Source organism: Streptomyces sp. WM6378 (genome assembly GCF_001279695.1).
Taxonomy (GTDB): Bacteria; Actinomycetota; Actinomycetes; order Streptomycetales; family Streptomycetaceae; genus Streptomyces.
Window position 1 is genome coordinate 178,691 of sequence record NZ_LGDD01000328.1, and the last position, 21,557, is coordinate 200,247.

A 21,557-nucleotide genomic window follows, 5' to 3' on the forward strand; every position below is an offset into this window, starting at 1 on the left:
AGGCTCTTTGACAGTCCTTTGAACTTGATCGCCCGCGCGTGTGTACGCGGCCGTCCAAACCCGGCCGGCAACGCCGAAGGCCCGGCTCCGCGACCTGCGCGGAACCGGGCCTTCTGGACGTACGGGGTACGTCAGTTGCGCTTGGCGCGGGAGGCGGTGCGGCCGCGCTCCTTGGCGTCCAGGACGACCTTGCGGATGCGCACGGCCTCCGGGGTCACCTCGACGCACTCGTCGTCGCGGCAGAACTCCAGGGACTGCTCCAGGGAGAGCTTGCGCGCCGGCACCACGTTCTCGGTGTTGTCGGCGGAAGCGGCACGCATGTTGGTGAGCTTCTTCTCCTTGGTGATGTTCACGTCCATGTCGTCGGCGCGCGAGTTCTCACCGACGATCATGCCCTCGTAGACCTCGGTGCCGGGCTCGGTGAACAGCACACCGCGCTCCTGCAGGTTGATCATGGCGAAGGGGGTGACCGAACCGGCGCGGTCGGCGACAAGCGAGCCGTTGTTACGGGTCGTCAGCGTGCCGAACCACGGCTCGTGGCCCTCGTGGATCGAGTGGGCGATGCCGGTGCCGCGGGTGTTCGTCAGGAACTCCGTACGGAAGCCGATGAGGCCACGGGACGGGACGACGAACTCCATGCGGACCCAGCCGGAGCCGTGGTTGGACATGTTGTCCATGCGGCCCTTGCGGACGCCCATGAGCTGCGTGACCGCGCCCATGTGCTCCTCGGGGACGTCCACCGTGAGGCGCTCGACCGGCTCGTGCGTCTTGCCGTCGACCTGCTTGGTGACCACCTGCGGCTTGCCGATGGTCAGCTCGAAGCCCTCGCGGCGCATCTGCTCGACGAGGATCGCCAGCGCGAGCTCACCGCGGCCCTGGACCTCCCAGGCGTCGGGGCGCTCGGTGTCGAGGACGCGCAGCGAGACGTTGCCGATGAGCTCGCGGTCGAGGCGGTCCTTGACCTGACGAGCCGTCACCTTGCGGTCCTTGACGGTCGCCTTGGCGTCCGCGCCCTTGCCGGAACCACCGCGGCCGACCAGCGGCGAGGTGTTCGTGCCGATGGTCATGGAGATCGCCGGCTGGTCGACCGTGATCAGCGGGAGCGCGATCGGGTTCTCCGGATCGGCCAGGGTCTCGCCGATCATGATGTCGGGGATGCCCGCGACCGCGCAGATGTCACCGGGGCCGGCCACCTCGGCCGGCTTGCGGGTGAGCGCCTCGGTCATCATCAGCTCGGTGATGCGGACGTTGGAGATCGTGCCGTCCCGCTTGATCCACGCGACCGTCTGGCCCTTGCGCAGCTCGCCCTGCTCGACGCGGAGCAGCGCGATGCGGCCGAGGAAGTTGTCGGCGTCGAGGTTGGTGACGTGCGCCTGCAGCGGGGCGGCCTCGTCGTACTCGGGGGCCGGGACGTGGGAGAGGATCGTCGAGAAGAACGGCTCCAGGTTGTCGCTGTCGGCCGGGACCGTACCGTTCTCCGGCTTGGTCAGCGACGCGACACCGTCACGGGCGCAGGCGTAGACGATCGGGAACTCGATCTGGTCCTCGTCCGCGTCCAGGTCCAGGAACAGGTCGTACGTCTCGTTGACGACCTCGTCGATCCGGGAGTCCGGGCGGTCCGTCTTGTTGATGCAGAGGATGACGGGCATCCGGGCCTGCAGCGCCTTGCGGAGCACGAAGCGGGTCTGCGGCAGCGGGCCCTCGGACGCGTCCACGAGCAGGACGACCGCGTCCACCATCGACAGACCGCGCTCGACCTCGCCACCGAAGTCGGCGTGGCCCGGGGTGTCGATGATGTTGATGGTGATGACGTCGCCGCCATCCTTGGGGTGGTACTTGACGGCCGTGTTCTTGGCCAGGATCGTGATGCCCTTCTCACGCTCCAGGTCGTTGCTGTCCATCATGCGGTCGTCGAGCGACTCGGCGGCGTGCGCGGCGAAGGCACCGGCCTGCTTGAGCATGGCGTCGACCAGGGTGGTCTTGCCGTGGTCGACGTGGGCGACGATGGCGACGTTACGAATGTCGTGGCGCGTGGGCATGCTGGCTAGCGCTTCTCTCGATCGTGGGATCAGGCGTCTGACGCGGTCGAGTCCTCGTCCGCCCGCCGGGCAGACAGGCCACGGCTGCCTCCCATGGTACGGGGCCGCCGCGCCGACGGCCTCCCGGGCCGATTCTGCCGATCTTGAGCAGGGAGCTTCGTCGTGATTGAGCCTGGGTCAGGGGCGTACACGACCTTGCCCGCCGGCGGGGCCGGCGGGCAAGTGACTTGAGCAGGTTCTGAGCTTGGGGCCGTTTGACGCCTCCGGCTCTGACCTGCTGGTTTTCCCTTCTACTTCTTACTGTTCTTCGATGCGTTGGGTGCCGTTTCCGGCTTCTTGAACCCGATGTCCTGGAAGTGCGGGGCGCCGAAGCCGAAAGCGCCTGCGTTGGCCACGTTCGGCTTCACGGCGACCAGCTGCGGACGCTGGTAGAGGGGAATCGAGCCGGCCGCCGCCCAGATCCTGGCGTCGGCCTTCTGGACGAGGTCGCGGGCCTCGTCCTCGTCCAGCTCACCGGCCGCCTGCTCGAAGAGCTGGTCGATGTGGTCGGTGCCGACCCGGCTGTAGTTCTGTTCGACGAGCAGCGAGCCGTCGGAGGCGGGCTCCGGCTTGGCGAAGATCGGCCGGTCGTCGGTGGCCGGATAGGCGGTGCCGGGCCACGAGTACAGGGCCAGGTCGAAGTCGCCGGACGCGACGTGGTCCTTGAAGTAGCTGTCGTCGGCGACCTTGACGATCTCGGTGTTGATGCCGACGGCCTTCAGCTCGGCCGCGACCTTGTCGCCGACGCCGCGCAGCGCCTGCGAGCCGGGGCCCGAGGGCAGCACGAAGCGCAGGGTGAGCGGCTTGCCGTCCTTGCCGAGCGGGCCGCCCTGCGGCGCCGGGGCGGCGGTCCCCTTCGGGGCGTACGCGCCGGGGGCGCCGCCCTTGGGCCGGGCCTCGGTCTTGGTGTTCTTGTCGGCGGCCTGCTTGCCCTGCTCGGCCGGCTCGGTGTCGAAGACGCGGGCCTGCTTGAGCAGCGCGGCCTGCTGGACGGCGGCGGCGCGGGCCGGGGTCAGCCCGTACGAGCCGGGTCCGGCGCTGCCGGGCTTGTCGTCGCCGACGATGTAGGTGCCCTCGTCGTTGGGGTGGTTGCCGGTGGTGGGGCGGGTCCCGGTCGCCAGGCGCTTGCCGTCGTCGGAGTCCTCGCCGTCGGCCTCGCTGCCCGCCTTGGCCGGCGCCTGCTTCGGTTTCATCCGGGCGCCGTCGGTCGTCCACCCGGCGTCGGCGAGCAGCGCCCGCGCCTCCTTCGTGTCCTGGCTGCCGAGCGCGTCACTGCTGTCGGTGTACGCGTCCTGGCCGGCCAGCGCGAGGTGGCTGCCGGGGGGCTGGGCGGGCAGCCCGAGCGGCTTGAGGACCTCTTCGGCGATCTCCCGGCGGTTCAGCGCGCGGGCCACCGCGCGCCGGACCCGCTCGTCGGCCAGCGGCCCGGAAGCGCCGTTGAGGGCGAGCTGGGTGTACGCGGGCTCCAGGGTCTTGCGGATCTCGAAGCCGCGCAGCCCGGCCTGCTCCCCGGCGTACTTCTCGATGGCGGCCCGGCTCTCCTTGCGGGCCTCCTGCTCCGCCTCGGCCTTGTCGTCCTCGCCGCTGTGGGCGATGGCCCAGGAGCGCAGCGCGGAGGCGGGCGTGATCGCGGCGGCCGGGCCGTGGGTGACGGCCTGGCCCTTGTCGCGTTCGGCGAGCGTGATGCGGTCGGCGTCCGCCCGGTCGATCTCGGCCATGTCGACGGTGCCCGCGGCGAGCGCCGCGGCCCTCTTGTCGCGCGGCACCGCCTGCAGGACCAGGGTGTCGAGTTTGGCCGGGTGGCCCCACCAGCGCGGGTTGCGCTCCAGGGTGACGACGCCCTTGGCGCGGTCGGCCTCCTTGAGCCGGAAGGCCCCCGCGGTCGCCTTCAGCTTCGTACGGGCGCCGTCGTTGAAGGCGTCGGGGGTGCCCGTGACGTCCTTCGGGTAGAGCGGGCTGAACAAGGAGCGCCAGTCGGCGTACGGCTTGGCGAAGGTGACCTTGACCTCCAGGTCGTTGGCGCCCTTCTCGATCTTCTCGATGCGCTCGTACCCGGCGTTGCGGGCGGTCCAGTACGCCGAGTCCTTGCCGCTGAGCGCGCGCCACTGGGCGACGAAGTCGGGGGCGCCGATCTCGCGGCCGTCGCTCCACACCGCCTTCTGGTTCAGCTTGTAGAGCACGACCTGCTTGGGCTCGCGATTGACCACCTCGGCGGACTCCAGGTAGTCGGCGTTGCGCTGCGGCCGGCCCCGCTCGTCCAGCGTGAACAGCGCGGGCAGCACGGCCTGGGCTACCCGCTGGGTCGCGGTGTCGGCATCGGCCTGGAAGGTGTTGAGCGTCTCGGGCATCGCGTCGACGGCCCACTTCAGGGTGCCCCCGTCGGCGACTTGCGGCCGCTCTGCGACCCCGATGTCCTGGGGCGCGGCTCCGGCCGTGGTCCCGCTGTCGGCGGAGCCGCAGCCGGTCAGCAGCACGGGGAGCACGAGCACCCCGGTGGTCAGGAGCGCGACGGAGCGCGACCGGACGGAGGCCGCGGTCCGGATCGCCGTGACGATCCGGGGCGCCCTCCCGTTCGGGTCACCGACGTGGGACATGGCTTGTACCTCTTCGTCAGATTTGTGGGACTTGATGCCATTTCGCGATGATCACACCTATCCCAGCCACTGAAGAGGACGGTTCCGCCGCCCGGGCGGCGACACGGCGCAGCGAGCCCCGAACCCCACCCGTGCGGCCGAACGCACCCGCGAAGACAGCCGCTCCGCTCGCGACACCTCATAGGGGGCGCGCCCCGATTCCGCAACCCCACAACGTCGTGCACGCACCTTCACAACCGCGCATGTGAGGCGCGACACTCTCAGGCGCATGAACATTGCCACCCGCTCCGGCGAAAGGCAGGCAAGTCATGTCCCTGCAGGACGAGTTGACGGCGGCTCAGCGCTGCCTGGACGACCTCGTGAAGTGCGTCGGACGACTGGAGAAACAGGTCGGGCACGGCCTGGAGATCAGGCGGGTGAAGACCGACGCCGACCATCTGCGCGAGAGCCTCGCACTGCTCCGCGAGACGGCCCCCGGCGCCACGGCGGCCCGGCCCGACCTGGTCACCATTCCCGACACCCCGTACGACACCTCGCTCTGGACCGATGCGGACGACGAAGGGCTCGGGAGCACCCGGTCCCGCGGCCGACGCGCCCCCTGACCTCCACTGGAGCCACTCTTGGCCACAGGCACGGAACCCTCTCCCCCGGCGGGGACCGGCACCGGCGTCCACGACGCCTCGCGCGCCGCCATCGCGCCCCGCCATCTGCGCACCGACCGCTGGTGGCTGGCGCCGGCCGTGACCGCCGCGGGACTGCTCGCCTTCATCGCCTACTCGACCTGGCGGGCGTTCGCGAACGCGGACTACTACCACGCGCCCTACGTCTCGCCGTTCTACTCCCCGTGCCTCGCCGACAACTGCGCACCCATGCGGCACGGCCCGAACGCGGACGTCTTCGGCAGCTGGTGGGGCCTGTCCCCCGCGCTGCTCATCCTGATCTTCCCGCTCGGCTTCCGGCTGACCTGCTACTACTACCGCAAGGCGTACTACCGGGGCTTCTGGGCCTCGCCGCCCGCCTGCGCGGTGGCCGAGCCGCACGAGAAGTACTCCGGCGAGACCCGCTTCCCGCTCATCCTGCAGAACGTTCACCGGTACTTCTTCTACTTCGCGGTCCTGGTCGCCGGCGTCCTGACGTACGACACGGCGCTCTCGTTCCGCGACGAGCACTACCGGTGGGGCCACATGGGGCTCGGCAGCCTGGTGTTCCTGGTCAACATCGCGCTGATCTGGACGTACACCCTGTCCTGCCACTCCTGCCGGCACATCATCGGCGGCCGGCTTCGGCACTTCTCCAAGCATCCGGTGCGCTACCGGCTCTGGGGCTGGGTCGGAAAGCTGAATGAGCGTCACATGCTGCTCGCCTGGGCGTCACTGATCAGCGTCGCGCTCGCCGACTTCTATGTGTATCTGCTCGCCACCGGGGCGTTCGACGATCCGAGGTTCTTCTAGACATGACACAACTCGAACGGCAGCAGTGGGACGTCGTCGTGGTGGGCGCGGGCGGGGCGGGCCTGCGGGCCGCCATCGAGGCGCGGGAGCGGGGCGCCCGTACCGCGGTGATCTGCAAGTCCCTCTTCGGCAAGGCGCACACCGTCATGGCCGAGGGCGGCATCGCCGCCTCCATGGGCAACGTCAACTCCGGCGACAACTGGCAGGTGCACTTCCGCGACACCATGCGCGGCGGCAAGTTCCTCAACCAGTGGCGGATGGCGGAGCTGCACGCGCGTGAAGCGCCCGAGCGGGTATGGGAGTTGGAGACCTGGGGTGCCCTGTTCGACCGCACCGCCGACGGCCGGATCTCGCAGCGCAACTTCGGCGGCCACGAGTACCCGCGCCTCGCCCACGTCGGCGACCGTACGGGCCTCGAACTCATCCGCACCCTCCAGCAGAAGATCGTCAGTCTTCAGCAGGAGGACAAGAAGGAGTTCGGGGACTACGAGGCACGGCTGAAGGTCTTTCAGGAGTGCACGGTCACACGGGTGTTGAAGGAGGAGGACCGGGTCTCGGGCGCCTTCTGCTACGAGCGCGAGAGCGGCCGCTTCTTCGTCCTGGAGGCCCCAGCGGTCGTGCTCGCGACCGGCGGCATCGGCAAGTCCTTCAAGGTGACGTCCAACTCGTGGGAGTACACCGGCGACGGGCACGCGCTCGCGCTGCTCGCCGGGGCGCCGCTCCTGAACATGGAGTTCGTGCAGTTCCACCCCACGGGCATGGTCTGGCCGCCGTCGGTCAAGGGGATCCTGGTCACCGAGTCGGTGCGGGGCGACGGCGGGGTGCTCAGGAACTCCGACGGCAAGCGCTTCATGTTCGACTACGTGCCGGACGTCTTCAAGGAGAAGTACGCGGAGTCGGAGGAGGAGGGCGACCGCTGGTACGAGGACCCGGACCACAACCGCCGCCCGCCCGAGCTGCTCCCGCGTGACGAGGTCGCCCGGGCCATCAACGCCGAGGTCAAGGCGGGCCGCGGGACCCCGCACGGCGGCGTCTTCCTTGACGTGTCCACGCGAATGCCCGCCGAGGTGATCCGGCGTCGGCTGCCGTCCATGTACCACCAGTTCAAGGAGCTGGCGGACGTGGACATCACGGCCGAGGCGATGGAGGTCGGGCCCACCTGTCACTACGTGATGGGCGGCATCGCGGTCGAGTCCGACACCGCGGCGGCCCGCGGCGTGCCGGGACTGTTCGCGGCCGGTGAGGTCGCGGGCGGCATGCACGGCTCCAACCGGCTGGGCGGCAACTCGCTCTCCGACCTGCTGGTCTTCGGCCGGCGGGCCGGGCTGCACGCCGCCGAGTACGCGGCCTCGCTCGCCGCGCGCCCCGCCGTGGACGAGATCCAGGTCGACACGGCGGCCGCGGAGGCCCTGCGCCCGTTCAGCGCGGAGGCCCCCGAGGACGGCTCGCCCGTCGAGAACCCGTACACCCTGCACCAGGAGCTCCAGCAGGCCATGAACGACCTGGTCGGCATCATCCGCCGGGAGGGCGAGATGGACCAGGCGCTGCGCAAGCTCGCCGAGCTGCGCATGCGGGCGCGGCGCGCCGGGGTCGAGGGGCACCGCCAGTTCAACCCGGGCTGGCACCTCTCGCTCGACCTGCGCAACATGCTGCTGGTCAGCGAGTGCGTGGCGCGGGCGGCCCTGGAGCGCACCGAGAGCCGCGGCGGGCACACCCGCGAGGACTGGCCCGGGATGGACCGCACCTGGCGCCGGGTGAACCTGCTGTGCCACCTCGCCGACCCGACCGAGGGCCTGGCGCCGCCCGACTCCGAGCGCGGCCAGATCAGGCTGGTGCGCGAGGAGACCGACCCCATCCGTGCCGATCTGCTCTCCCTCTTCGAGAAGGAGGAGCTGGTCAAGTACCTCGCCGAAGAGGAGCTCAAGAGTTGAGTACGTACGATGCGAGCTTCCGGGTCTGGCGGGGCGACACCGGCGGCGGTGAGCTCACCGACTTCACGGTCGAGGTGAACGACGGCGAGGTGGTCCTCGACATCATCCACCGCCTCCAGGCCACCCAGGCCCCCGACCTCGCGGTCCGCTGGAACTGCAAGGCGGGCAAGTGCGGTTCGTGCAGCGCGGAGATCAACGGGCGGCCGCGGCTGATGTGCATGACGCGGATGTCGGTGTTCGACCCCGGGGACGTCATCACGGTGACTCCCCTGCGGGCGTTCCCGGTTGTGCGCGACCTGGTCACCGACGTGTCCTTCAACTACGCCAAGGCGCGGGAGGTGCCGGCGTTCGTGCCGCCCAAGGGGGTGGCGCCGGGCGAGTACCGGATGCAGCAGATCGACGTGGAGCGCTCGCAGGAGTTCCGCAAGTGCATCGAGTGCTTCCTGTGCCAGGACACCTGCCATGTGGTGCGCGACCACGAGGAGAACAAGGGGGCCTTCGCGGGCCCGCGCTTCCTGATGCGCGTCGCCGAGCTCGACATGCACCCGCTGGACGCGGCGTCCGAGGCGGGCCTGGACCGCAAGACGACCGCCCAGGACGAGCACGGGCTCGGCTATTGCAACATCACCAAGTGCTGTACGGAGGTCTGCCCCGAGCACATCAAGATCACCGACAATGCGCTGATCCCGCTGAAGGAGCGGGCGGCGGACCGCAAGTACGACCCACTGGTGTGGCTGGGGAGCCGGATCCGGCGCCGCGATTCCTGACGATACGTCAACTCTGCGGAGGGCTCCAGCCCTTGCGATAGGCGGCCCAGTCCTCATCACGCTCGGCGAAGTCGACGTACAGGGCGACGCCGAAGTGCTGGCGGTGGCGGTCGGTGCGGGCCAGGCCCAGGCGGGCGCCGCGCACGGCCGCCTCGACCGTCTCGGCGGAGCCGTGGTGGGACATGCTCTCGTCCTCGTAGAACGGAAGCCCCATCAGCAAGTCGGTCTGTTTCGGGGTGACTTGGAGGGCGAGGGCGGTCTGGCGGGCGACGTAGCCGCCGTACAGGCTCTGCACGGGCATCGCCGTGTCGTACGACATCACGGCGATCTGGTCGACGCGGCGGGCCACCTGTCCGAAGTAGGCCTGCGCCCACCACTTGCCGTGGCCGGTGAGGCCTTCGGCCGCCGAGTGCAGTGCGGGCAGCGGGTCTATCTGGTGCGCGGCCACCGAGAGCAGGGCGCCGCGGGGCTTGGTGAGCGCGTGCAGCGAGTCCAGCAGGGCGAGGTAGTTCTTGTCGCCCGAGGGCAGCGGCTCCAGGTCGAAGTGGACGCCGTCGAAGTGTGCGCCGTCCAGGACCTGGCGGGCGGTGGTGACGACCGCCGTGCGGGTCACGGGGTTGTTCAGGCGCAGCCCGACGGGGCCCTCGCTGGCCAACTGGTCACCCAGCCAGGCCTGTACGCGCACGTCCGGCAGCCTGCGGTGCACGCCCTCCACCAGCCAGCGGGCCTTGGGATAGCGGGTGGCGGGCAGGGTGCCGTCGTGGTCGAGCGGGCCGGTGTGCACGAAGAGGTCCTTTATGCCGCTGCCGCGCAGTTTGGCCGCGAAGGCGTCGAGGTCCTTGTCGTTCTTGCGGCCGTCGACCCAGGCGTGGCCGAGCCAGTACGCGTCCCGGCCGCGGGTGCGGGTGTCCTGGCCGGGGGCGCCGGCGTACTGGGCGCGGAGCGCCACTCCGGCGGCGGCGACGGTGACGGCGACGACCAGCACGGCCGCGAGCAGGGTGCGTCGCGTCCAGCGCCCTCCGCGGCCGGTCCACCAGCTACGTATCCCGCCCACGCGCACGTCTCCCCCTCCGAAACCCTGCGCCCCAGATTAGCTGGCCCCCTGCTCAAGGGGTCCCACCCCTGGACGCCGGCCCCTCCAGACGCCCGAGGGGCGCAGAGGGGCTTTCCGGTCGCCAGGGTTCTGTTCCAGCCATACGCTCGGAGCGTGACGCCGCCCGTCGGAAGAGCTCGGCGGCGTGCCGCCCGGGGCACGCTCGCCGCTCTGTGCTGGAGTCTGATCCCCGCCACCCCCGCCCTCGCCAACAGCACGCACGACTCCGGGAGTTCGGCCAGCGATCTGGTGCTGCCCGTCGTTGTGATCGTCGTGGCGGGCGTGTCGGCGGCGTACGCGTACCTCAAGAGAAGGCGCCGGACCCACACCCGCACCACCCCCGGCCAGGGTCGGCCACCGCCCCGGACACCGCCGGCGCCCTAGGGGCGCGGTCAGAACATGCTCAGGAGTTGCTCCTCCGTCAGTTCCGGCGGGGCCGACTCCCCGTCCGGCAGGGCGAGTTCGAACCAGACCGTCTTGCCGCGCGGGGTGCGGCGGGCGCCCCAGGCCGCGCTCAGGAGGCCCACCAGCTGGAGGCCGCGGCCGCCCTCGTCCGTGTCGCGGGCGCGGCGGCGCCGGGGCTGGACCAGGCCCGCGTCCCACACCTCGCACACGAGCGTGCGGTCGCGCAGCAGGCGGAGCCGGATCTCGCCGTCGCCGTAGCGCAGCGCGTTGGTGACCAGCTCGCTGACCAGGAGCTCGGTGGTGTCGACGAGGTCGTCGAGGTCCCAGGCGAGCAGCTGGGTGCGGGCGAGCTCGCGGGCGCGGCCCACCGAGCGGGGTTCGCGCGGGAGCCGCCAGTCGCCGACCGCGTCCGCGGGCAGGCCCTGGATGCGGGCGAGGAGCAGCGCGATGTCGTCCTCGCCGTGCCGGGTGTCGAGGGAGCCGAGGACCTGGTCGCAGACGTCCTCAAGGGGACGGTCCGGGTCGGTGAGGGTCTTGCGGAAGGCGTTGAGGCCCTCGTCGAGCGGATGGTCCCGGGACTCGACGAGGCCGTCGGTGTAGAGGGCGAGCAGCGCGCCCTCGGGCAGGTCGACCTCCACCTCCTCGAAGGGCTCGCCGCCGACGCCGAGCGGCAGCCCGGGTGGCACGTCCAGGAGCATGGCGGGCTCGCCCGGGTCGTCGCCGGGTTCGACCAGGACGGGCGGCAGGTGCCCGGCGTTGGCGAACGTACAGCGCCGGGTGACCGGGTCGTAGACCGCGTACACACAGGTCGCGAGGTACACCTCGGAGAGGTCGGCGTCGCGGGACTTGTGGGCGACGCGGGAGGCCTGCTGGCTGCCGCCGGGCGCGCCGAGCCCGCGGGCGATCTCGTCGAGGTGGGAGAGGACCTCGGCCGGTTCGAGGTCGAGCAGCGCCAACGTCCGCACCGCGGTGCGCAGTTCACCCATGGCAACGGCGGCGCGCAGGCCGCGGCCCATCACGTCGCCGATGACGAGCGCGGTGCGGTGGCCGGGCAGCTCGATGACGTCGAACCAGTCGCCGCCGACCTCGGACTCGGCGCTGCCCGGCAGGTAGCGGCAGGCGATGTCGAGCCCGGCGGCCTCGGGGTCGCCGGGTGGGAGCAGGGAGCGCTGGAGGATCAGCGCGCGCTCGTGCTCCCTTCGGTAGAGGCGGGCGTTGTCGATGCAGACGGCGGCGCGCGAGGCGAGCTCGGTGGCGAGCGCCCGGTCGCGCTCGCCGAACGGTTCGCTGCCCTTGGCGCGGGCGAACTGCACCAGGCCGACGACGGTGTCGTGGGCGACCATCGGGACGGCGAGGATGGTGTGCACGAGGCCCCCGTCGGCGCCCCGCACGGTGTGCACGCGGGCGGTGCGCAGCGCGCTCGCGTACGGCGAGTGGAACCGGTAGCGGTGCACGTCGCCCACGCCCACCTCCCGTTCGCCGCCCTCACTTCCTTCGGCGCCTTCGCCGCCGGCCAGCGGGCCGTCGGAGACGGCGCTCGCGAAGGCGACCCGGCGCAGTTCTCCGCGCCCGTCGGAGGACCCGGAGGCGGGGTCGTCGCCGGCGAGCAGGGCCTGGTAGAGGTCGACGGAGGCGAGGTCGCAGAAGCCGGGGACGGTGATGTCGAGGAGTTCGCGGGCGGTGGTCTCCAGGTCGAGGGAGTTGCCCATGCGGGCGCCCGCCTCGTTCAGGAGGGCGAGGTTACGGCGGGCGTCGGCGGCCTCGCGGGCCGCGTTGTGACGGCGGGTCACATCGATGCCGAGGCCCGCGACGCCGATCGGGCGCCCGGTGCCGCTGTGCACCCGGTACAGGTTGATGGACCAGTGCCTGCGGTCCGCGCCGCCGGGCGCCGAGCCCACTATCTGCAGGTCGGTGACGGACTCCCCGGTGTCCAGGACCCGTTGCAGCGCGGCGGACATCCGGTCGGCCTCGGGGCGGGAGAGGTAGTCGTGGACGGTGTGGCCGCGGTGTTCCTCCGGGGCCCCTCCGAAGACGGTGGCGAAGCGCCGGTTGGCGCGCAGCACGGTGAGATCCGTACCGAACAGCAGGAAGCCATAGGGAGATTGACCAAATATGGCCTGCGAGGCGGCCAGGTCGGTCTCGATGCCGCGCAGGGCGCGTACGTCGACGACGATACAGAGGGCGGCCCGTTCGTCGGCCGCCGTTCGGCTCGGCATGACGTAGAGCTCGGCGAGTCCCTGGGCGCGCTCGCCCCCGTCGGGCGACGGCATGCGGAAGGGGACGACGCCGGTCCATTCCTTGCCGTCCAGGATCTCGGCGACCCGGCGGTGGCCGCGCGCGCGCAGCTCGGGGGGCATGAACGCCTCGACGGGGTCGCGGCCGATCACAGTGGCCGCGGCCAGGCCGAACTGCTCCTCGGCCCGCAGGCTCCACTGCTCGATCAGCCCGTCGGGCCCGATCGAGAACGAGGCGACGCGGATGTAGTCATAGATCGAGCCAGGCGGGCTGCTCTGCCACACGACATCGCCAGCCGTCTCAGGTATCTCGCTCACGCGACCGTCCCCTCCAGCTCACCGCACCGGACCGGCCTTGACCGCAGTATTCAGCACTACGGCCCCAGCCGACACGGCGTTCACGATCACATCCCGGTCTCGTTCTTTTCCAGCCGTTGTCGGCCGGTTCTCAACCGGGGCTTGTGATCGTCCGTCCCTCCCTCCTTCTAACCATGCAGAGCCAGCTCGAACCACACGGTCTTGCCTGTTCTGCCGTGGCGCGTTCCCCAGCGCCGGGCGGAACAGGCCACGAGCTGCATGCCCCGGCCCCCTTCGTCGTCGATTCCGGCTGTACGTTCGACCGGCGGATCCGGAAGCGGATCGGACACCTCCACCAGCAGGGTGGTGATGTCGAGCCGGTCGAGCCGGACTCCGATGGGCCCTTCGGCGTACCGCAGGGAGTTGGTCACCAGCTCGCTGACCAGGAGCACTGCCACGTCCACGGTCCCGTGGTCGAGGGCCCAGCCGCTCAGGGCGTCCCGGACGGCATGCCTGGCGGTCCGTACGGCTCCTGGTTCAGCAGGGAAGGTCCACTCGGCGCACTCGCCCGAGGTGTCGATCACGCCGATCACCCGCATCCGATGGTTCGGGGGGTTTAGAAACGATTAATAGGCACATACCCGATATTTGGTACGGCCTATCCCCAAGTGGGGCGTATGGCGGCACGAAAGCGCTCCCCGGGGAGGGCGGGCCCCGCTCAGCGGCTCAAGGCTCCCAGGATGCGCATCGCTTCCGCCACCGCCGGGCGGTCCTGGGGGAGCCAGTCGACGGCGTCGGCCTCTTCGGGGGCCAGCCACCGGAGTTCGTCGTGGTCCTGGAGCGGGCGGGGCTCGCCGTCGAGGAGTCGCGCGGTCCAGGCGTGCAGGACCAGGCCGGGCTTGAGGGGCCACTCACCCGCGATGCGTTCCAGCGGCTCGGTCTCGATGCCGAGTTCCTCGCGGAGTTCGCGCACGAGGGCCTGCTGCGGGCTCTCGCCCTGTTCCACCTTGCCGCCGGGCAGTTCCCAGCGGCCGGCCAGCTCGGGCGGGGCGCTGCGGCGGGCGGCGAGCAGGCGCCCGCGGTCGTACACGGCTCCGGCCACCACCACGGTCTCGTTCATGCGCCGGAGCGTAACGCGCCCCCTCCGGCCGTCCCGCATCCTGCCTGGCGGGGGGTTACTGCTGGGCGGGGGTGCCGATCCGCTCGACCCAGTAGAGCTGCTTGTGCCCCCGGACGTCGAGGCGGTCCGCTATCTGCTCGGCCTCGGCGCGCGTGGCGTACTTGCCGACGCGGTACTGGTTGCCGTTGTCGTCCTGGCGGATCACCTGCCAGGCGAGCACAGCCCCACTGTCGTTCATCGCACCTCTCCCGGCGTCGGCGTGCAGGTCAGTAAGCATCCCCAGGAAACCGCAATCCGCATATGCCCGAGCCTACGCCTGACCTTTACTCAGCGGATACGGGTTTTCACAAAGAGATACGAATTCGGTCATCGGCGGCACACGCCGAAGGGGGCGCACCAGCTGGGTGCGCCCCCTTCTCCCCTGTGATCGGGGCTGCTATTTCACGGGCAGGTGGTACGCGATCCGGTAACGGTCGGCCGGGACGACGACGTCGGCCGTCTCGACCGCGAGCCCCGAGGCGTAGTACGTCCGCTCGATGACGAGGACGACATGGCCGGGGACCCCGCCGAGCGCCAGGAGCTCCTCCGCGAGCCCCGGGCGGGCGCCGACCTCCTCGACCACGTTGTCCACCACGACGTCGATCGCGCCCATCCGCTCGACCACCCCGCAGCCGCCGAGCGGCCCCTCCTCGGGCAGCATCACCGGCGTGCGGCCGGTGACGGAAAGGGGCTCCCACGACGTGGACAGCATCATCTGCTCGCCCGCGTCGCGGAACACGTACCGCGTGCGCATGACGCGGTCGCCGGGACGGATGCCGAGCCGCTTGGCGATCTCCGCGGTCGCCTCCTCCTGTTCGCTGCGGGACTCCCACGTCCCGCGCGCCGCCTCCTCGGCCTGCTCCTGGCGGAAGGGGCTGGCGCCCTTCGTGGGCCGGTAGCCGGAGCGGGCGACCCGGCGGGGCACCGGGCGCTCGCGCACGTACGTCCCCGACCCGGAGCGGCCCTCGACCAGGCCCTCGGCCATCAGGACCTTGCGGGCTTCGAGCGCCACGGTGTCCGAGACCCCGTACTCCTCGCGGATCCTGGCCTGCGAGGGGAGCCGGGTGTGCGGCGGCAGCGAACCGTCCACGATCTTCTGCCTCAGATCGCCGGCTACGCGCAGATAGGCGGGCTGCTCACCGAATGTCACGGGCCACTCCCATCAGGTTGACAGACTGCAACAGCGTGGCAACCGTGGGTTGGCGACCGCAAGCAAAGGCCAGACATTCACTCGAAGTGATGAAGCGCCTCTGCCCAAGGCGTACCCGCGGTACAGCGGGTACGTTCTGCCCTCCCCGAGACCGTCTCAGACGCTTTTGGAACCACCGGTTCCGGAACCGGTCCCGCTGCCGCCGCCGCTTCCGCCGCTGCCGCCGCCGGAGTGGCCGTCGTCGGTCGACGGCGGGGTCGTCGCGAGGCCGAGGGCGCCGCGCGCCGCGATCTCGTCGGCCTGCTTCATCGCCTTGTCCGCCGCCCCGGAGTGCAGGTAGAACGCGTTCGCGTCGGAGGCGCCCGCCGCTCGCACCCACTCGTCCTGCGCGGCCTTCATGCCGTTGATGTACGCCTGCACGGACGCGAGCTTCCCCGCCGCCCAGGTGTGCGCGCTCAAGTCCTCGGCGTCCAGGCCCAGTGAGCCGGTCATCTCCCCCGCCCACTTCTTGAACCCGGGCAGGTCGTCCTCGACCCGGTCCTCGTCGGGGGCCTTGGCCAGGGTGCGCTCCACGTCGTTGGCGGCCTTCAGGAACGCGAGCTGGTCGGCGTCGAGGGTGGCCGCGTCATTGCGCACCGACCCTTCGAGCTTGCCGCCCTCCGAAGCGAACGCGCAGGTGACGGTGTGGTCGCCGAGCCCCCAGCTCTTCGGGCTCGGGGTGTAGTAGTACGGCCCCGCGCCCGCCGGGAGCTTCCAGCTGTCCATGGCGTACGCCTGCTCCACGTCCCAGCACCGCGCGTCGGCCTGGGTCGAGATGGCGTCCGCGCCCGGATAGGCACCGCTGTCGGCCAGCACGAACGAGCCGGAGACCTCGGCGTCGTGCTTGCCCTTGCACGGCACGACCCGCACGGAGACGACCTCGCGCTCCAGCTTGCCGCCGGGCACGTCGAAGCAGTCGCCCTTGCGCAGGTCCAGGGTGTTGCGCGTGGAGGTGGAGCTGTTCCAGCCGTCCTTGAAGTTCTGCCAGCCGCCGGAGATTCCGCCCGTCGCGATGGAGACGATCAGCAGGAGCGTGCCGATCGTCGAGAACACGATCCCGGTGACGGCCATGCCCTTGCCGCGCTGCCCCTTCTTCTTGATCTGCCCGAGCGCGACGGCGCCCAGGATCAGGCCGAGCGGAGGTATGCAGCACAGGATGCCGGTGATGAGGGAGCCGACGGCCAGACCGCTCACGGGCGGCAGCTGCGGCGCCTGCGGATACGGATACCAGGGCCCGCCGTTCATCGGCTGCCCCGGGTACGGGACCGGGGCCGGACCCGGGTAAGGACCCGAATGTCCCCCCGGCGCCCGAGGCGGCGCCGGCCAGCCGTACCCCTGCCCCGGTTGCGGCTGCTGGGGCTGCCCGGGTGCGGGCGGCGGCGGTATCTCCACGGGTACGGTGCTCCTCGTAAGGCTGGGGCGAACTGTTGCGCGAATGCGCATCGTACGCGGGCGCGTACGGGGGGATGAGGAGCGGGATGGCATCCAGGGCTGCCGCGATCGAAGCGGCCAACGCGCTGACTGCACGGTGGGGAAGCATCCACGCGGGCACGGCCGGCACCGTTTTCTCCGCGGCCGGCGTCTGGCCGCTGCTCGCCCTCCTCGCGGCGGGTGCGCACGGCCCGGCGCGCGGCGAGCTGGCGGACGCCGTGGGCCTGCGGCCCGAGGACGCGGCCGGCTGCGCCCGCGAGTTCCTGGCCCACGTCGGCGCGATCGGCGGCGTGCACGCGGCGACCGGGCTGTGGACCAAGCGGACGCTGCCGCTGCGCCCCGAGTGGTCGGCCGAACTGCCGCCGGGCACGCGCGGGGTGCTCACCTCGGATCCCGTGACGGACCGCAAGGCCCTGGACGCCTGGGCCGCGGAGCACACGGGCGGTCTGATCGAGGCCATGCCGGTCGCGGTGGACCACGACACCGAGCTGATCCTCGCGGCGGCCCAGGCGGTACGGACGCAGTGGCTCCAGCCCTTCCGGGAGTTCCCCCTGGAGCCCGTGTCCGGACCCTGGGCCGGTCGCGCACTGGCCGGCCTGTCCCGCAGCACCTCGCTTCTGGACCGGGTGGCGGTGGCGGAGACCGCGAACGGCCCGCTGACCGTGCTCAAGGTGCTCGGCGACACCGGCGTCGACGTCCATCTCCTGCTCGGGGAACAGGAGTTGACGGCGGGTCAGGTGCTGGCGGGCGGCGTCGACGTCCTCGCGGGGCGCTGCCCGGTCGTGCCCGGCGACCGCCTGGTGCAGGGCGCGGTGGGCCCGGGCCTCACCGTGGGGAACGTGCGCAGCCGCAGCCGCGATCCCCAACTCGACGTCACCACCGTGCCGTTCGACCTATCCGCCGAGCACGACCTGCTGGCATCGGCGCGGCTGTTCGGCCTGGAAGCGGCGAGCGACCTGACGGGCGGCCACTTCGACGGCATCAGCGCGGACCCGCTGGCCATCGGCTCGGCGCGGCAGGCGGCCAGGGCGACCTTCGGTGAACTCGGCTTCCGCGCCGGCACGGTGACCGCCGTCGCGATGTACGCGGGCAGCGCCCCGCTTCCCCCGTCCTACCTCGTGAGGCGGATAGAGGCGGCCTTCGACCGCCCCTTCGGCTTCCTGGCGGTGCACCGCACCTCACGCCTGGTCCTCACCGCGGGCTGGGTGGCGGAGCCCACCCCGTGGGTCGACTGAGCCGTTGGCCCGTCCAGTACGGCACTTCACCAGCGGGTTACCGGGCTGGAGCCGTTCCCAGGACCGTGCGCGGCTCGGCCCCCGTGTCGTGCAGGTCGCGCAGCATCGGCTCCGCCTCGCGGGCCGCGCGCAGATGTTCCGGGAGCAGGTCGGCGAAGACGAGTTCCTCGTCCGTGGGGCCGGCCTCGGCGACGACGCGCCCGTCGGGACCCCACACCGCGCTGCTCCCGCAGGCGCGCCAGCCCCCGGTCACACCGACGTGGTTGGCGAGCACCGCGTACACGGTGTTGTCGAAGGCCCGGGCCGGGAACCAGATCCGGGACTCGTGGTAGCCACTGCCCTCGCCGAACAGGGCGCCCACGACGTACGCGTGGCAGCCGTCGAGCGCGGCGGCGCGGGCGTGCTCGGGAAACCCGGAGTCGTAGCAGACCCCCAACCCGAGCCGCCAGCCGCCCACTTGGAGGGTGGCTCCGGCGCGGCCCTGGCGGTAGAGCGTCCGCTCGTGCTTGAACAGGGTCTGCTTGTCGTAGCGGCCGACGACGCCGGTCGCGTCGATGGCGAGGGCGGACACGTACAGTTCCCCGCCGTCCCGCACGGCGGCCCCGACCACGGCGGTGACCCCGCTCGCCCGGCAGGCCTCGGCGAGCGGGGCGAGCCGGGGGTCGTCGGGCCGTACGGCACAGCGCTCGGGGTCGGCGCGGATCAGCTCCATCTCGTATCCGCTGAGGAACTTCTCGGGGAGGACGACCACGCGCGCGCCGCCGTCCCCGGCGCCTCGCACCAGCCGCGCCACGGCGGCCACGTTGGCCTCGACCTCCCCGGGAACGGCCTGCGCCTGCGCGGCGGCGATACGGAGAGGGGCATCGGGAAGCTCGAATTCGATCACGGACCTCGACCCTACCGCGCGCGCCCATGCCCGAGCACTGTCCGTAACCGCTGGACATGCGTGGAATGTCCCTCCGTGCCACGCTGGTCGAGGCCCGGGGGAGCCGCGGGAACGGCCCCGGCTCCTCGCCCCTCACACCCCAGTAGGAGTGAACCCAGATGGGCAGCATGAAGGACCAGTTCGACGACAAGTCGCAGGAGCTCAAGAACAAGGCCAAGCAGGCGACGGGCGCCAAGAAGGACCAGGCGCAGGAGCAGGCTCGCCAGGCCCAGCAGAAGGGCCGGAGCGAGACGGACCGCGCCCAGCAGGAGGCTCAGGACCGCTTCGACCAGGACTACGACATCTGACGTGAAGCGCTCGGCCCAGCGAGAGCGGCGCACCCGCGGCACCGGGTGCGCCGCTTTCGCACGCCTGCGCCGCCGCGGGGTGTCAGCCCCCTGTCAGCCGCCCGCCGGATCATGGACCGCGCGTATGCGGAGCCATGCCGCACGGGTCTTGGGGGCAACAAATGGTCTGGATACAACGCGTCGCGCCTCAGCCGTTCGCGGCGCGGCGAGTGGTCTGTTTCCCGCATGCCGGGGGATCGCCGTATTTCTTCCGGGGCTGGGGCAAGGCGCTCGGAGATTTCGACGTCCGTGCGGTGTGCTATCCCGGGCGGGCGGAGCGGATTGCCGAGAAGCCCGCCGATGAGTTGATCCCCATGGCGCGGGAAATCGCCCGGGAAGCGGTTCAGTTGATGGGTGAGGATGGGCGGCCCACGGTGTTCTTCGGACACAGCATGGGGGCCATCGTCGCGTACGAAGCCGCTGTGGAAATGGCGAGCCGGGGGTTCGAGCTCGATCATTTCTTTGCCTCGGGGGCGCAGGCCCCGCATCTGATGCGGCCCGATCCCGGTGCGCGGTGGGACGACGAATCCATCGCGGCCACTCTGGTGGAACTCGGCGGCACCGATGCGGAGCTTCTGCGCAATCCCGCTTTCGTCGAACTCGTCATGCCCTATATCGGGGCCGATTTCCGCATGCTTGCCTCGTACGACGCGCCGCCGCGCACCCCGCTGGACTGCGCCGTGACCGCCCTGGTCGGGGCCGACGACCCCCGGGTGACCCTCCAACAGGCGGCCGCCTGGCGGGAGTCGACCCGGGGTGCGTTCGACGTGCGGGCGCTGCCCGGGGACCACTTCTATCTGGCCCAGAACCCGCCGTTCGACATCATCGAAGGCTCCGCGGCCGGGCGTTGACCCGGCCGCGCTCGCGGTACATCCGGGCCAGTTGGAAGGCGAGGTCCAGGGACTGGGTGTGGTTGAGCCGGGGATCGCACGCCGTCTCGTAGCGGTGGTGCAGCTCCTCGGCGAGGACCGCGTTGCCGCCACCCACGCACTCGGTGACGTCGTCGCCGGTCAGCTCCACGTGGATGCCGCCCGGGTGGCTGCCCAGCGCGTCGTGCACCTCGACGAAGCCGCGCACCTCGTCCAGGATCGCGTCGAACCGGCGGGTCTTGTGCCCGCTCGCGGCGGTGATCGTGTTGCCGTGCATCGGGTCGCTGACCCAGCAGACCTGGGCCCCCTCCGCGTTGACCTTCTCCACCAGCGTGGGCAACAGGTCGCGGATGCGCTCGGCGCCGGCCCGGACCACGAAGGTCAGCCGGCCCGGATCGCGGTCCGGGTCGAGCCGGTCGAGCAGCCCGAGGACGGTGTCGGGGCTGGTGGTCGGGCCGAGCTTGACCGCGATCGGGTTGTCGATGCGCGAGAAGTACTCGACGTGCGCCCCGTCCAGGTCCCGGGTCCGCTCGCCGATCCACAGCAGGTGGGCGCTGGTGGCGTACGAACGGCCGGACTCGGCTTCGGTGCGGGTCAGGGCCGCCTCGTAGTCGAGGAGCAGGCCCTCGTGGCCGACGAAGAACTCGGCGGTGCCCAGCTCGCGGGTGTCCACCCCGCACGCCTTCATGAAGGCGAGGCTGCGGTCGATCTCGTCGGCGAGCTCCTCGTACTGCTCACCCACGTGCGAGTCGGCCACGAACCCCCGGTTCCAGGCGTGCACTTGGCTGAGGTCCGCGAAGCCGCCGGTGGTCAGGGCCCGCACGAGATTGAGGGTGGTGGTCGAGGCCTCGTACATCGTGCGCAGCCGCCGCGGGTCCGGGCGGCGGGAGGCGGCGGTGAACTCCAGGCCGTTGACCGCGTCACCCCGGTAGGACGGCAGGGTCACGCCGTCGCGGTGCTCCTGTTTCTGGGAGCGCGGCTTGGCGTACTGGCCGGCCATCCGGCCGATCTTGACGACCGGCAGGGCCGCGGCGTGGGTGAGCACGGCGGCCATCTGAAGGAGCGTCTTGAGCTTGCCGTGGATGCCGTCGGTGGTCGTGCCCGCGAACGTCTCGGCGCAGTCGCCGCCCTGCAGCAGTACGGCCTCGCCCCGGGCGACCGCGGCCATGCGCCGGCGCAGCAGATCGCACTCGGCGGCGAAGACCAGGGGCGGCGACTTCTCCAGCCCCGCGGTGACGGAGCGCAGTTCGTCCGTGTCCGGCCACTCGGGTTGCTGGGCGGCGGGACGGGCGCGCCAGGATTCGGCCGCGCTTTCGGTGGAAGTGTTCACTTCGTTGTCCCAGATGCTGTTTCTCATTACTGCCTCCGGTACGGCTGGCGGGGAGGAAGAGCGGCGTAGCAAAAGTGGGGCGGGGAGAAAAGTGTTCGGGGCGGTCCGTGACAGGCCTGCGCCGGACCGGGCCGGTAACAGATCAGCCCAATCGGGCCTTCGAGGTCAAGCGAATCGCGAGTGGTCCGTATCGGGGGCAGCGGATTGGTCTGGCACCGATGG

General features: G+C 71.2%; 19 protein-coding genes. 8 read left to right on the forward strand and 11 right to left on the reverse strand.

Annotated features, from left to right (window positions below; genetic code table 11):
- Positions 1-131: 131 nt before the first annotated feature.
- Both typA and ADK54_RS35880 read right to left on the reverse strand, forming a co-directional pair.
- On the reverse strand, positions 132-2,039 hold the full coding sequence (typA, locus tag ADK54_RS35875; protein WP_053729986.1) for a translational GTPase TypA: 1,908 nt from the start codon (positions 2,037-2,039) through the stop codon (positions 132-134).
- Between the two features lie 290 nt (positions 2,040-2,329).
- On the reverse strand, positions 2,330-4,672 hold the full coding sequence (locus tag ADK54_RS35880; protein WP_053729987.1) for an ABC transporter family substrate-binding protein: 2,343 nt from the start codon (positions 4,670-4,672) through the stop codon (positions 2,330-2,332).
- Positions 4,673-4,980: 308 nt separating this feature from the next.
- On the opposite strand from ADK54_RS35880, the gene ADK54_RS35885 reads away from it, so the two are divergent.
- Genes ADK54_RS35885 through ADK54_RS35900 form a run of 4 tightly spaced genes read left to right on the forward strand, consistent with a single transcriptional unit; the run spans position 4,981 to position 8,821 of the window.
- The gene (locus tag ADK54_RS35885) at positions 4,981-5,274 is read left to right on the forward strand and encodes a hypothetical protein (RefSeq protein ID WP_053729988.1); all 294 of its coding nucleotides are present in this window, start codon (positions 4,981-4,983) and stop codon (positions 5,272-5,274) included.
- Between the two features lie 18 nt (positions 5,275-5,292).
- A complete protein-coding gene (locus ADK54_RS35890; RefSeq protein ID WP_053729989.1) occupies positions 5,293-6,123 on the forward strand; it encodes a hypothetical protein in 831 nt (276 codons plus the stop codon).
- Between the two features lie 2 nt (positions 6,124-6,125).
- Positions 6,126-8,054, forward strand: a complete 1,929-nt coding sequence (locus ADK54_RS35895) for a fumarate reductase/succinate dehydrogenase flavoprotein subunit (protein ID WP_053729990.1) — start codon at positions 6,126-6,128, stop codon at positions 8,052-8,054.
- Complete coding sequence (locus tag ADK54_RS35900) at positions 8,051-8,821, forward strand: succinate dehydrogenase/fumarate reductase iron-sulfur subunit (RefSeq protein WP_053729991.1); 771 nt, start codon at positions 8,051-8,053, stop codon at positions 8,819-8,821. Before ADK54_RS35895 ends, ADK54_RS35900 begins: the two co-directional genes overlap by 4 nt.
- A 7-nt stretch (positions 8,822-8,828) precedes the next feature.
- On the opposite strand, the gene ADK54_RS35905 is transcribed toward ADK54_RS35900, so the two are convergent.
- The gene (locus ADK54_RS35905; RefSeq protein WP_053730043.1) at positions 8,829-9,866 is read right to left on the reverse strand and encodes a glycosyl hydrolase family 18 protein; all 1,038 of its coding nucleotides are present in this window, start codon (positions 9,864-9,866) and stop codon (positions 8,829-8,831) included.
- Positions 9,867-10,028: 162 nt separating this feature from the next.
- Here ADK54_RS35905 and ADK54_RS45345 point away from each other — a divergent pair, with 162 nt between their 5' ends.
- Positions 10,029-10,298, forward strand: a complete 270-nt coding sequence (locus tag ADK54_RS45345; protein WP_107090693.1) for a hypothetical protein — start codon at positions 10,029-10,031, stop codon at positions 10,296-10,298.
- 8 nt (positions 10,299-10,306) lie between these two features.
- Here the strand turns inward: ADK54_RS45345 and ADK54_RS35910 are convergent, their stop codons facing one another.
- From ADK54_RS35910 to ADK54_RS35935, 6 genes are all read right to left on the reverse strand, one after another.
- On the reverse strand, positions 10,307-12,871 hold the full coding sequence (locus ADK54_RS35910; RefSeq protein WP_053729992.1) for a SpoIIE family protein phosphatase: 2,565 nt from the start codon (positions 12,869-12,871) through the stop codon (positions 10,307-10,309).
- Positions 12,872-13,038: 167 nt separating this feature from the next.
- Entirely contained in the window at positions 13,039-13,443 is a 405-nt protein-coding gene (locus tag ADK54_RS35915; protein WP_053730044.1) for an ATP-binding protein, read from the reverse strand.
- A gap of 125 nt (positions 13,444-13,568) precedes the next feature.
- Positions 13,569-13,970 (reverse strand): (deoxy)nucleoside triphosphate pyrophosphohydrolase, encoded by a 402-nt coding sequence (locus ADK54_RS35920; RefSeq protein WP_053729993.1) that lies wholly within the window; start codon positions 13,968-13,970, stop codon positions 13,569-13,571.
- Positions 13,971-14,025: 55 nt separating this feature from the next.
- On the reverse strand, positions 14,026-14,208 hold the full coding sequence (locus ADK54_RS35925) for a hypothetical protein (RefSeq protein ID WP_053729994.1): 183 nt from the start codon (positions 14,206-14,208) through the stop codon (positions 14,026-14,028).
- Between the two features lie 198 nt (positions 14,209-14,406).
- Positions 14,407-15,159 carry a GntR family transcriptional regulator gene (locus ADK54_RS35930; RefSeq protein ID WP_053729995.1) on the reverse strand — a complete coding sequence of 251 codons (753 nt, stop codon included), beginning with the start codon at positions 15,157-15,159 and terminating at the stop codon, positions 14,407-14,409.
- Between the two features lie 156 nt (positions 15,160-15,315).
- Positions 15,316-16,443, reverse strand: coding sequence for a DUF4190 domain-containing protein (locus ADK54_RS35935; protein WP_053729996.1), 1,128 nt, complete (start codon positions 16,441-16,443; stop codon positions 15,316-15,318).
- Positions 16,444-16,676: 233 nt separating this feature from the next.
- Between ADK54_RS35935 and ADK54_RS35940 the strand changes: the two genes are divergently transcribed.
- On the forward strand, positions 16,677-17,864 hold the full coding sequence (locus ADK54_RS35940) for a serpin family protein (protein ID WP_053729997.1): 1,188 nt from the start codon (positions 16,677-16,679) through the stop codon (positions 17,862-17,864).
- 37 nt (positions 17,865-17,901) lie between these two features.
- Here ADK54_RS35940 and ADK54_RS35945 read toward each other — a convergent pair whose 3' ends face one another.
- Entirely contained in the window at positions 17,902-18,750 is an 849-nt protein-coding gene (locus ADK54_RS35945) for a carbon-nitrogen hydrolase family protein (RefSeq protein WP_107090694.1), read from the reverse strand.
- Between the two features lie 158 nt (positions 18,751-18,908).
- Between ADK54_RS35945 and ADK54_RS35950 the strand changes: the two genes are divergently transcribed.
- Complete coding sequence (locus tag ADK54_RS35950; RefSeq protein ID WP_053729998.1) at positions 18,909-19,097, forward strand: hypothetical protein; 189 nt, start codon at positions 18,909-18,911, stop codon at positions 19,095-19,097.
- A 161-nt stretch (positions 19,098-19,258) separates the two neighbouring features.
- Complete coding sequence (locus ADK54_RS35955; protein WP_053729999.1) at positions 19,259-19,987, forward strand: thioesterase II family protein; 729 nt, start codon at positions 19,259-19,261, stop codon at positions 19,985-19,987.
- On the opposite strand, the gene ADK54_RS35960 is transcribed toward ADK54_RS35955, so the two are convergent.
- Positions 19,959-21,362: a class II 3-deoxy-7-phosphoheptulonate synthase gene (locus ADK54_RS35960; protein ID WP_053730000.1), complete on the reverse strand. Its 1,404-nt coding sequence runs from the start codon at positions 21,360-21,362 to the stop codon at positions 19,959-19,961. The two genes, ADK54_RS35955 and ADK54_RS35960, sit on opposite strands and share 29 nt — an antisense overlap.
- Positions 21,363-21,557: the final 195 nt, after the last annotated feature.